Annotated in this window: 11 protein-coding genes; 5 read left to right on the plus strand and 6 right to left on the minus strand. The window is 61.4% G+C overall.

What is annotated here, in order from left to right; translation table 11 throughout:
• Positions 1 to 170 precede the first annotated feature (170 nt).
• The 4 genes from H4I97_RS20535 (at position 171) to H4I97_RS20550 (ending at position 3500) form a co-directional block, all read left to right on the plus strand.
• Positions 171 to 491: a DMT family transporter gene (locus tag H4I97_RS20535; protein WP_182308837.1), complete on the plus strand. Its 321-nt coding sequence runs from the start codon at positions 171 to 173 to the stop codon at positions 489 to 491.
• A 43-nt stretch (positions 492 to 534) separates the two neighbouring features.
• Positions 535 to 903 carry a DMT family transporter gene (locus tag H4I97_RS20540; protein ID WP_182308839.1) on the plus strand — a complete coding sequence of 123 codons (369 nt, stop codon included), beginning with the start codon at positions 535 to 537 and terminating at the stop codon, positions 901 to 903.
• Between the two features lie 235 nt (positions 904 to 1138).
• Positions 1139 to 1549, plus strand: coding sequence for a MarR family winged helix-turn-helix transcriptional regulator (locus tag H4I97_RS20545; RefSeq protein WP_182308841.1), 411 nt, complete (start codon positions 1139 to 1141; stop codon positions 1547 to 1549).
• A gap of 487 nt (positions 1550 to 2036) precedes the next feature.
• The gene (locus tag H4I97_RS20550; RefSeq protein WP_182308843.1) at positions 2037 to 3500 is read left to right on the plus strand and encodes an alanine/glycine:cation symporter family protein; all 1464 of its coding nucleotides are present in this window, start codon (positions 2037 to 2039) and stop codon (positions 3498 to 3500) included.
• Between the two features lie 429 nt (positions 3501 to 3929).
• Here H4I97_RS20550 and H4I97_RS20555 read toward each other — a convergent pair whose 3' ends face one another.
• The 5 genes from H4I97_RS20555 to H4I97_RS20575 all read right to left on the minus strand — a co-directional run bounded on the left by H4I97_RS20555 (position 3930) and on the right by H4I97_RS20575 (position 9836).
• A complete protein-coding gene (locus tag H4I97_RS20555) occupies positions 3930 to 5462 on the minus strand; it encodes a malonate--CoA ligase (protein ID WP_182308845.1) in 1533 nt (510 codons plus the stop codon).
• Positions 5459 to 6889, minus strand: a complete 1431-nt coding sequence (locus H4I97_RS20560; protein ID WP_182308847.1) for a malonyl-CoA decarboxylase — start codon at positions 6887 to 6889, stop codon at positions 5459 to 5461. The genes H4I97_RS20555 and H4I97_RS20560 overlap by 4 nt, the downstream gene beginning before the upstream one ends.
• Complete coding sequence (locus H4I97_RS20565; protein WP_182308849.1) at positions 6886 to 8202, minus strand: TRAP transporter large permease; 1317 nt, start codon at positions 8200 to 8202, stop codon at positions 6886 to 6888. Before H4I97_RS20565 ends, H4I97_RS20560 begins: the two co-directional genes overlap by 4 nt.
• Positions 8199 to 8762, minus strand: coding sequence for a TRAP transporter small permease subunit (locus H4I97_RS20570; protein WP_182308851.1), 564 nt, complete (start codon positions 8760 to 8762; stop codon positions 8199 to 8201). The genes H4I97_RS20565 and H4I97_RS20570 overlap by 4 nt, the downstream gene beginning before the upstream one ends.
• Positions 8763 to 8831: 69 nt before the next feature.
• Positions 8832 to 9836, minus strand: coding sequence for a TRAP transporter substrate-binding protein (locus H4I97_RS20575; RefSeq protein WP_182308853.1), 1005 nt, complete (start codon positions 9834 to 9836; stop codon positions 8832 to 8834).
• Positions 9837 to 9961: 125 nt separating this feature from the next.
• Here H4I97_RS20575 and H4I97_RS20580 point away from each other — a divergent pair, with 125 nt between their 5' ends.
• On the plus strand, positions 9962 to 10636 hold the full coding sequence (locus H4I97_RS20580) for a GntR family transcriptional regulator (protein ID WP_182308855.1): 675 nt from the start codon (positions 9962 to 9964) through the stop codon (positions 10634 to 10636).
• A gap of 46 nt (positions 10637 to 10682) precedes the next feature.
• Here H4I97_RS20580 and H4I97_RS20585 read toward each other — a convergent pair whose 3' ends face one another.
• Positions 10683 to 11585, minus strand: a complete 903-nt coding sequence (locus H4I97_RS20585; protein WP_182308857.1) for a F0F1 ATP synthase subunit gamma — start codon at positions 11583 to 11585, stop codon at positions 10683 to 10685.
• Position 11586 lies beyond the last annotated feature (1 nt).

The raw sequence follows: 11586 nt of genomic DNA on the forward strand, positions 1-11586 counted from the left end.
CTGTTGTCGGCAAACTGGCTTTCCGGGGAATTTCCCGCCGCTGTGGCTGCAGCGGGTAATCCACCGGCCCGCCGGCATCTGGAGCCATAGCGGCCGTCTCGCTCACGAAAACCGTCAGGCCGGTCGCACATACCGTGCTCGGCACGTCGTTCACGAAAGGAGTAGATGACATGAGCTGGCTATATCTTGGAATCGCCGTGATCTTCGAGATCACAGTTGCAATCAGCGCAGGCAATGCAAAGGGGTTCACTCGTCCTTGGTGGACCGTCGCCACGCTCGTCAGCGGTGCGATCGCCACCTTTTTCCTGAGCCTCGCGCTGCTCACCTTCAGCGTCGGCGTGGGTTATGCGATCTGGACTTCTGTCGCGGGCGTCGGAATCGTCGTGCTCGGGGCGTTGTTCTTCGAGCAGCCGTTGAACTGGAGAAAGGTCCTCGGGATCGTTCTCGTCATTGGAGGCGTCGTCGGCCTGCGCCTCAGCGGCGCGGCATAGAGACCTCGCCGATCAACTCCATTCGATCTGAAAGGAAAGAGATATGACTGCGACCCATGAAAAGAACAGAAGCAACGGACGCGCCTGGACGATGTTGTTGCTCGCCGGGGCTTTCGAAATTGGCTATGCGCTCAGCGTCGGCGGCAGCCACGCATTCACGGTGCCGAGTTGGTCGATTGCCGCTTTCGGCTTCTTTCTCCTCACGCTTTACTTTCTGAGCGCCGCATTGAAATCGATCGATGTAGGGATCGCCTATGCAGTGTGGGCCGGTATTGGCTCCGTCGGTGCGGCAATCCTCGGCAGCATTCTGCTCGACCAGCCACTCACTCAGATTCAGGCCTTCTGGCTTGCCGTCATTATCGCCGGCGTCGTCTGGTTGAAGCTTGCTGACAGCGCAAAGCTCCAAGGATAGAGCTTTTGCCGTTTCCCTTCCGCGCCCTTGTCATGGATTGGAGCGACGGCAAACCTGGACGCGATGTTGACCGCTTCCAGGAGCACTACGACGCAACCGTCCGTGCTGAGGTTTCGGCCGTCGGCAAAGAGAGCCTGCGTTGCGCAGGCTCGTCATCTTGGACTTGAGTCATCACTTGCATGGGCATACATCTCTGGAGTGTCTTGACCGTGTCCGCAGGGAGTCCGGAGTGCTCATGTCAGAAGAAAGTGAATCGTGGCTCGCGCTGATCCATGCGGTCGCGAGCGTCGAGGCCGATCTCGAGAAGGTTCTCCAGGAACGGCACGGTCTCGGTCTCTCCGAGTATCGAGCACTTGAAATATTGTCGCGTTCGCCAGGATCCGAGCTTCGAATGCAGGCGCTCGCGGCATATCTCCGTTTGAACCAGAGCTCGGTGTCGCGGATGGTGGAACGTCTGGAGCGCGCCGGGCTCGCCATTCGCGATCTCTGCCCCGACGACAAGCGCGGTGTTTACGCTGTTCTCACCGAGAAGGGCCGCGGACATCTCGAGAAAGCACAACCCGATTACGTGGCGGCGTTGAAGGTGTCCCTCGAGAGGCGTGGGTGTGGAGAACTGCTCGCGGTAAGCGGGCCGAAGGTGGGTTGAGCCACGCCGAGTACTCATCAAAAAGCTGGAAGCAGGCTATTTGGGGTCAGAGCCCCGTCGACCAGAGCTTCCGGTGGCCCCGCGCCTGACCGGCACCTCGATCCATGTCGGTCCGATCGTTGCCGGGCCTACCGGGTTCGGCGGCGCCGATTGAACGCGAGCACTGCGGCTGCTGTTGGGGGGACAGGAATTTTCTTGAGAAAGCCTTTTCTCACATTGACACCTCAGCACTCCACAGGAAGAGCGTCGCTATTCCGATCGGGAACAACGGCGGATTGTCCCGACATAATGTACGCTCCAAAACCGGTGGTTGAGATATCGTCCGAATCGGGTCAAACACAGTCACAATCGTCAACCGTTTGCCGCGGTCACCCCTCTCCTTTCTCGTTCGTCGAGTCAGGCATCTAGCCAAGCAGCTGGTCGGTGGTAGAGGTGGCGGGCAAGTATCTATCAACCGTGCGTACGTGTTTCAGGGAGGATACAGCCTATGAATGTCATCACCGACTTCTTCGGACTGATCGAAGACCTCACCTGGGGATGGGCATTGATTCCAATCCTCGTCGTTTTCGGCCTGTTCATCACAGTCATGAGCGGATTCGTCCAGATCGAATTCTTTACCCGGATGTTCCGTGTCCTCTTTTCCAAGAACCAGACTGGTGACCCGAACGCGATCAGTGCACGCGAAGCGCTGCTGGTTTCGGTCGGCGGGCGTGTCGGCGGCGGCAACATCGCTGGCGTCGCGGTCGCGATCACGCTCGGCGGACCGGGTGCGGTGTTCTGGATGTGGGCAATTGCGCTGATCGGCATGGCGACGAGTCTGGTGGAGTCGACGCTTGCGCAGCTCTACAAGCGGTCCAACGGTGACGGAACCTATCGCGGCGGGCCTGCCAGCTACATCATTCATGGACTGGGCGTAAAGTACAAATGGCTGGCGATCGTCTACGCCGTTTGCCTGATGCTGGCATTCGCGTTCGGCTTCAACGCCTTTCAGGGCAACACCTTTGCCGGCGCCGTCAAAGACAGCCTCGGCGTCGATCGTTTGTGGAGCGGAATCGGTCTCGCGATCATCACAGGATTCATCGTCTATGGTGGCATCCGCCGCATCGCCAAAGCCGCCGATGTGATCATACCGATCATGGCCTTCATCTATATCGGCCTGGCACTGCTGGTAATTGTGTCGAACATTACCGCGTTGCCGGCTGTAGTCTGGTCCATCGTCGCGAACGCGTTTGGGCTTGAGCAAGCCGTTGGCGGCGGTTTCGGAGCGGCGCTGGCCCAAGGTCTCCGGCGCGGCCTGTTCTCCAACGAGGCCGGACTCGGCTCCGCGCCCAATGTCGCTGCGACGGCCGATGTTCGGCATCCGATCAGCCAGGGCATCACCCAGTCACTCTCGGTCTTCATCGACACGATCGTCATCTGCTCGTGCACGGCCTTCATTATCCTGCTCAGCCCCGTCTATCAGCCGGGGTTGGAAGGCATCGACGGCGTTGTGCTGACCCAGCAATCACTGGTCAGTCAGGTCGGCAGCTGGTCGCAATATTTCCTGACCTTCGCGGTCCTGCTCTTCGCCTTCAGCTCTGTCATCTACAACTACTATCTCGGCGAAACGGCTCTGAAAGTGATGACCTCGCAGGCGGTAGCCCTACATGTGCTGCGACTTGCCGTCGTCGTTGTGGTCTTCCTCGGGGCGACGGCTCCGGGAGCGACGGCGGTGTTCTTCTTCTCCGACCCGTTGATGGGTGTGCTCGCCGTCGTCAATTTGATGGCGATCATGATGCTCTTTCCCGTGGCTTTGCGCGTTCTTGACGATTTTCGCTCGCAGCTGAAGGCGGGCGTGGCACGGCCGGTATTCCAGCCTGCGGCATTTCCTGATCTCGATCTGGATCACTCCGCCTGGCCACATGCCCGAAGATCTGTCGAGCAGAGCGGCCTCGAGGAGGGCACTGCCTGAGGTTTCCCCGCTGCAGCATATGCATAGCTGCATTGCACAATAAATGTTTTCCAACTGATCAAAAATTGGTCATAAGGGAAACAGCTGATGCACTTGACGGTTTTCCTCCCAGTGCCGTCGCAACAGCTGTTCCCCTCTGGAGGTTGAAGATCTCCACACCTCATGGGCCGCGGTTTCCGCCGGCCCATTTTTTTTGTCCATGCGCCCAGATCGGCGGGCGAGCTCTTCGTCGTGGTTGTCATGCTCTTTCGTCGGCCGTCAGCTCTCGATATCCCGTCGGGGCTTCGTTCTCGAAAACGCTTGGGGCTCGTAGGGTGTTCTTTGCACCGACGGCCGCGATCCCGTCGCGAAACACGAACGAGATCGCGCCGCTTCCGGCAAGGATAGATCAATTCCGGCGAGTGTTGCGAAGAAGCTGCTTCCGGACGCCTACACTCCTGCCGGAGCGCCCGACGGAACATAAAGACCAGCATATCGCTCACGAAGCACGTTCTTCTGGACCTTGCCCATCGTGTTGCGCGGCAGGTCGTCGACGAAGATCACTCGCTTTGGCTGCTTGTAGCGCGCCAGACGGTCCTTCAGTCCGTCGAGAATGGCGCGTTCATCGATTGATGCATCCGCTTTCCGCACGACGACTGCAGTCACGCCCTCGCCGAAATCCGGGTGCGGTACACCGATCACGGCAGTCTCGACCACGCCCGGCATCTGGTCGATTTCGGCCTCGACCTCTTTCGGATAGATGTTGTAACCGCCGGAGATCACGAGATCCTTGCCGCGTCCGACGATATGCACGTAGCCTTGCTCATCGATCTTGCCGAGATCGCCGGTGATGAAGAAGCCATCGGTGCGGAATTCGGCCTGCGTCTTTTCGGGCATTCGCCAGTAGCCCTTGAAAACGTTGGGTCCTTTCACCTCGATCATGCCGGTCTCACCGACGGGAAGCGGCGTTCCGCTTTCGGGATCGGTCACGCGCAGCGAAACGCCGGGGAGGGGAAAGCCCACCGTTCCGGCGATGCGCTCGCCATCGTACGGGTTCGAGGTATTCATGTTGGTCTCGGTCATGCCGTATCGCTCGAGGATCGCATGACCCGTCATCGCGTGAAATGTCCTGTGGGTCTCGGCAAGCAGCGGCGCCGAGCCGGACACGAACAGCCGCATGTTGGCCGTCGCGTCACGCGTCAGGCCCGGGTGCTGGACGAGGCGCACGTAGAAGGTCGGAACGCCCATCATCGCCGTAGCCTTCGGCATCAGCCGAAGAACCTCGTCCGCGTCGAACTTCGGCAGGAAATACATCGAGGCGCCGGCGAGGAGTACGATATTGGAGGCGACGAAAAGGCCGTGGGTGTGGAAGATCGGCAGCGCATGAATGAGGCGGTCTTCGGCGGTAAAGCGCCAATAATCGCGAAGCGTGAGGGCGTTGGACAGGAGATTGTCGTGCGTCAGCATGGCGCCCTTGGAGCGGCCCGTCGTGCCGGACGTGTAGAGAATCGCGGCAAGATCGTCCGGACCCCGACGTGCGTCGGTGAAATCGGAAGCTTGCTTGTCTGCACATTCCATCAGAGTGCCGCCGCCGTTCTCGTCGAGTGTTTCGACATGAGCGCCGTGGCCCGCGGCAACTTTCGCGATGCCCTCCCTGACCGCCGGTGCGCAGACCACCACCCGCGGCTCGGCATCACCGATGAAATAGTCAAGTTCGGTAAGCGTGTAGGCAGTGTTCAGAGGAAGGTAGACTGCGCCGACGCGAAGGCAGGCGAGATAGAGCATCAGCGCTTCGGGACTCTTTTCCACCTGCACGGCGACCCGGTCGCCCGGTTGCACGTCGAGCGCCTCGAGCGCCGATGCGATCCGGCCTGAAAGCGCCAGCATGTCCCCGTAAGTCCACGAGCGACCGTCTGTCGTCCGAATGAAGACGGCATCCGGGCGCGCGGCATTGCGGATCGCGTCGAACAGGTGATTTCTCATGAGGTGAACTCCTTGCTGCCTTGCCTTCTTGCTGCGTCATAGGATCCGTCCTTCGCCGCAGGCCCGCCCGCCGTGGGCGCGCGGGGCCCTCTGTCGGCCGGTACGAGACGCCGGACCGCAGGCGCGGCGACGACCTCGCCGCGGCTTGCGAACGCTTCGTGGTTCGTCTCGATGTCCTCGAGCTTGTAGAGGTAGTTAACCATGAGGCCATGCGCCTGGCGCATCGCCCGATCCGAGCGGTCGCCGAGGAAGTTGATGCGCTCGAGCCGCGCGCCATTGCCGAGATGGAAGCGCGCGACGGGATCGAGCGGCTTGCCGTTTCGATTGCGGGCTCTGAGAAAATACCAGGCTGCGGCCGTGGTCAGGGCAGGTTCGACGCTTGTCCTCGCCTGCGGCCGGTCGGCCCAGTCCGGCTCGTCGAGCACCGCGAGCGCGGCGCGGTCAGCCGGCGTGAGGGCGTCGGAGACGTCTGCCCGACGCTCGTGCGACAGCCAGTCGGCAAAACCGGGCACCGGCGACAAGGTGACGAAGGTGTCGAGACGGGGAAGCTCGCGCCGCAGATCCTCCACGACCTGTTTGATCAGGAAGTTGCCGAACGAGATACCCCGCAGTCCTTCCTGGCAGTTCGAGATGGAATAGAAGACCGCGGTTGTCGCATCGGCTGCGGCGATTATCGTGCGGTCCTCGCTCAATAGATCGGAGATGGTCGCGGGCATGTCGCGCGTCAGTGCCACCTCCACGAAGATCAGTGGATCATCGAGGAGTTGCGGATGGAAGAAGGCGAAGCACCGCCGGTCTTCCGGTGCGAGGCGCCGCCGCAGCTCGTCCCAGCCACCAATGTCGTGAACGGCCTCGTAGCGTATGATCTTTTCCAGGATATCGGCCGGCGTCGACCAACTGATTGGTCGCAGCATGAGAAAGCCACGGTTGAACCATGACCCGAAGAGATGGGCAAAGTCCGCGTCAACCGCCTCGAGGTCAGGATTGTCTCTCTTCAAGGCAAGCAGGACTTCTCGCATTCCCACGAGCGTGGCCGTACCGTTCGGCGCGAGGTTGAGCCTCCGGATGAGTTCCTGCCGGCGAGGTTCCGCCGCCTCGCTGAGTTCGAGCAGTGCCTTCGGGCTTGGGTCGGTGCGATAGGCCTCGATCGCTCGCTCGAGCCTGTCCGTATTCGGTCCGAAGCGGGTGAGCAGCGCGACCATGAAGTCGCGTTGGTCTTGCTGGTCCAAGGCCTGCCAGCGGTCCAGGATACCCTTGGCGAGTGCCATTCCAGAAGCCTCACCCCTGCTGGACAACAGGGTTTCGCAGAGCTTCTCCATCGAGCCGACCGCGTCGTCGTCGTCCTGAGGGGGACCGAGCGACAACAGCCGCCGGCCGCGATCGGTGATGCTCTGAAGCATGTCGCTGAAAAACGAGGTCGTGTTCATTGGATCGCCCCCAGCATGTGGTTCGGCAACCAGGTCGCAAGGCCCGGGAAGATGCAGAGGATGAGGATCGCCAGGAACATGACGAGCACGTAGGGCAGCGAACCCCAGAGGATGTCTCTTGTCTGGATTTGCGGCGCAATGGCATTGATGACGAAGAGATTGAGGCCGATCGGCGGCGTGATCAGGCCGACCTCCATATTGATCGTCAGTATGATCGCGAACCAGTACGGGTCGAAGCCGGCCTGGGTGATGATCGGAAACAGCATCGGTGCGGTCATCACGATGACGGCGACCGGCGGCAGGAACATGCCGCAGATCAGCAGGAACACGTTGATGACCAGCATCAGCACCCACCGGTTCACGTCCATGTCGGCGATGGCGGCGGCGACAGTCTGCGTAATGAACAAGGAAGAAAGCGCAAAGGCGAAGAGCTCGGCGGCGGCCATGATCATCATGATCATGACGCTTTCCTTCATCGCCGAACCGAAGATGCCCGCGACGGACCGGAACCGGAACAGCCGGTAAGCGATGATTACAACGAGCAAGGTCAAAAGCGCGCCCGCACCGGCCGCCTCCGACGGGGTCGCGATCCCGCCGTAGAGCACGTATAGCGTTCCGGCGATGATCAACAGGAACGGGAGGATGCGCGGAAGGCCGGTCAGCCGTTCCTTCATCGAGTATCGCACGAGGCGGGCGTCGAATTCATAGCCCTTGCGCTTGCAGTCGATGATTGCCCAGGCCATGAACATGACCGTCAGCAGAAGTCCCGGAACGACCCCTGCCATAAACAAGCGGCCGATCGAGGTTTCGGTCGCGATTCCGTAGACGATCAGCGTCACCGATGGGGGAATGAGGATCCCGAGCGTGCCGCCGGCTGCGATCGAGCCGCTCGCCACAGAGGTTGGGTATCCACGCCGAAGCATCTCCGGAATGCCCATCTTGCCGATGGCGGCGCACGTCGCGGGCGAGGAGCCGGTCATGCCGGAAAAGATTGCGCATGCTCCGATATTCGAAAGGATGAGGCCGCCGGGAATGCGGTTCAGCCAGCGGTCGAGTGAGGTGTAGAGGTCCGATCCGGCCGGAGACGACGCGACCGCCGCGCCCATGAGGACGAACATGGGAATGGACACATAGGCGAGATTGGCGATGCCGGAAAACATCGTGTCGCCGAGCACGTAGAAGATCGCGCCGCCACTTTGCGCATAGAGTCCCGCAAAGGCTGCAAGCCCAAGGGCGAAGGCGATCGGCATGCCTGTCGCCAGCAGCGCGAACAGGCAGCTGACGATCATCAGTCCGGAAACGGTGGGGCTCATCGAGCGATCTCCCGAGGGTGAGGTGTGGCACCGGACTTCCGCTCGACGTCATCACGACCGCTCGCCACGGGCGCGCGCAAGGCAGTCACAAGTGTCGCGAGTTGCGCGAGATATTGCAGGCACAGCATGGCGAAGCTTATCGGCAGGGCGGCAAGCGGCACCCAGAGCGGCGGCGCCCAGACGCTCGAGTGCTTCCAGTTGCCCGCCCATGCGTCGTGGAACTGGATCCAGGTCGCGATCAGCATGATGACGCAGAAGATGAGACCGAGAAGACCCGCGAGGACGCGCAGCACCGCCCGGGTTCGGTCGCCGACCATCATCTCCACGACGTCGACACCGACATGCCCGCCCTTCAGCAAGACGTAAGGTGCACCCAGAAACATGGCCGCCGTAGCGGAGAACACGACGAAATCCGTCTGCCAGATCGTTGGCTGACGCAGCACGTAGCGCATCGCAATCATCTGGCAAATCACGAGCATAGCGGCGATCACCAGCGCCGTCGCAATGATCGCGAGCCCGCGCGAAGCATTGCCGACAACCGTTACATAGGCCTTGAGCATGCGATTATCCTCGAATTGCCGGTATGCGGGCGGCAGGGCGCGCTGTCGCGCGCCCCTCGCTCATCCTTCTCACTTCACAGCGAGAGCCTTCTCGATCAGCTTGTCACCGCCGGGCACATTGGCGGCGAAGTTCTTGTAGGAGGATTCCTTGGCGATCTTGAGCCAGGCATCGAAGTCCTCCTTCGACATCTGGACTACCTCGACACCTGCTTTCTTGTAGGTGTCGACCATCACCTGATCGCCCTTGCGGACCTCTTCGTTGAAGTAGGTCTCGGCCTTCTCGCCGGCGGCGAGGATCGCCTTTTGCTGCTCTTCCGTCAGGCCTTCGAAGACCTGTTTCGACATCAGCACCGGCTCGTACATGAACCAGAGCGCGTTCTCGCCGGGTGCGGTCAGGCATTTGGCCTGCTCGAAGAGTCGGTAGGAGACAAAGCTTGCCGACGATGTATTGGCAGCGTCAAGCACGCCCGTCTGCATGCCTGTGTAGATTTCCGAAGAGGGCATGGACGAGATCGACGCGCCTGCTGCCACCAGCATTTCTTCAAAGGCCGGTCCCGCCGCGCGGATCACCTGTCCCTTGATGGTGTCGGGTGAGGTGATGCAGTTCTTCTTCGACGCGAATGCGCCGGAAAGCCAGGCGTCCGAGATGACGATCGCACCGGCGTCATCAATGATCTTCTTGATGTCCTGCATGAACTCGGAGTCGTTGAGCCGGGTTGCGCGGTCGAAGTTTCCGACGAGCCCCGGCATCAGCGTTGCGGAGAATTCCGGATGGCGACCCGAAGCATAGTCCAGCGGGAAAGATGTCATGTCTAGAAGACCGCGGGTGACGGCGTTCCATTGGTCGTTCGGCTTGTAGAGTGACGATCCCGGAAAGACCTGTATCTCGAGGCCGACATTGGCTGCCGCCACCTCCCTGGCGATCAGCTGAACCATTTCGTCACGGATATCCCCCTTTCCGCCGGGGAACTGGTGCGAGGCCTTCAATACGGTTTGGGCATCGGCCGCTGTCACGGCAAGGCTGCCGACCACGGCGACTGCGGATGCCATCAGCGTCCGTCGAAAAATGCTCATCTTTTCCTCCCTGGTGTTCCGGCCCTCCCGCCGGTGGTATAAGAATGAAGCAATCTTGCGCACAATGTCAACAATCTTGTATACAAGAAACGAGGCGGCGCATATCTGGGCGAAATGGGCAGGGAATGAGCGAGAATATCTTCTACAAACTGCGAGACAGTATCGAGAACGGCATTGTGACGGGCGAGTTCGCGCCGGGAGAGCGCCTTGATGAAACCCAGCTCGCGACCCGCTTCGGGGTTTCCCGTACTCCGATCCGGGAAGCGTTGATGCAGTTGAGCGCCATCGGGCTCGTCGAGATCAGGCCAAGACGGGGCGCCGTCGTGGTCGATCCGGCTCCCCAGCGCGTCTTCGAAATGTTCGAGGTGATGGCCGAACTGGAAGCCATGGCGGGAGCGCTTGCCGCACGCCGGCATACCAGGGAGGATGGAGCCGCACTCGTCTCCGCCCACGAGAAATGCCAGGAGGCGTCCGAGAGCGAGGACACCGATCGCTACTATTACGAGAACGAGCGATTTCACCAGGCGATATACGCAGCAAGCCACAGCGGCTTCCTCGAGGAACAATGCCTGGCGCTGCACCGGCGGCTTCGCCCCTATCGTCGTCTCCAGCTCAGGGTCCGCAACCGCATGAAGACCTCGTTCAGCGAACATGGGGAGATCGTCGAGGCTATCCTTGCCGGCGACGCGACCGCCGCGCGGGAGCGGTTACGCAGTCACGTCGCGGTTCAAGGCGACCGTTTTGGCGATCTTGTGGCCAATCTGGCCAATCGCGAGCGCCGCGCCGGCCGTTCGGGATAGGACCGCCGAGCCGGCCGTCTTCCGATGATGGCCCTTCAGCACGATGCTACGACCTGTCCCGGCTCCGTCGCGAGGCGTTCCGCGCGCCGGTCGGTCCGGCGGGATCATCCGCCTGGTCAGCCAGCTCGATGACCTCGTTGGTGATCTCCTCCTGGCGGAGTTGTCGGGCGAGCGCGGTGAGGTCCTCCAGCTTCCTCGAGACATTGTCCTTTGCCGCGATCATGGCGCGTGCGCGCGCCTCGTTCTCCGCTGCGAAGGAGATGATGACCGCCTCGCACAACTCGGCAAACACGTATTCCTGCGCAAGCCCCTCGAGGAGGCGCTGTGGCGGAAGCGTGATCAGGGGCGCCTCCGTCAGCCGCGCAAGCTGAAACCTTTGGTAGTCGAAGGGTATCAGGCGCTTTGTGACAATGTCGATCCGGCCGGCAGGCGCGAGCGCCGTGTGAATGACGGTGACATTGGTTATCGCACCCGCCTCCAGGCGATCGTAGAGCGCGTCGACGATCCGTTCGGCAAGCTGTGCCGCCTCGTCGACATGGGCGATCATCGGCGCCGACCACTCGACCGTAAGCCCTCGCTCGCCCGCGATCATCAGTCCGCGGTCTCCGACGAGAAGCAGCGCCTGTGGATGTCCGGCGCGCTCATTGCTAAATGCCTCCACTGCATCCAGCACTCTCTCGTTGAACGTGCCGGCAAAACCCTGCTCCGTGCAGAACGCGACGACTGCCTCGCCACCGGAGGCGTTGACGGTGGCCGGTGAGGCCGGCATCAGCGAGAGAGCCTCGCCGATCGCGACGCCGATCGCATCGGCGTAGGTTCGCACACCAGCAAGGTGCTGGCGTGCCTCCCGCGAATGGGCCACGGCGATGCCGCGCATCGCGGTCACGATCGTGGACAGCTGCCGGACGGAGCCTATTCTCGCTTCGACGCCGCTGAGCCGCTCGGCCATC

This window comes from Ciceribacter thiooxidans (genome assembly GCF_014126615.1).
Taxonomy (GTDB): domain Bacteria; phylum Pseudomonadota; class Alphaproteobacteria; order Rhizobiales; family Rhizobiaceae; genus Allorhizobium; species Allorhizobium thiooxidans.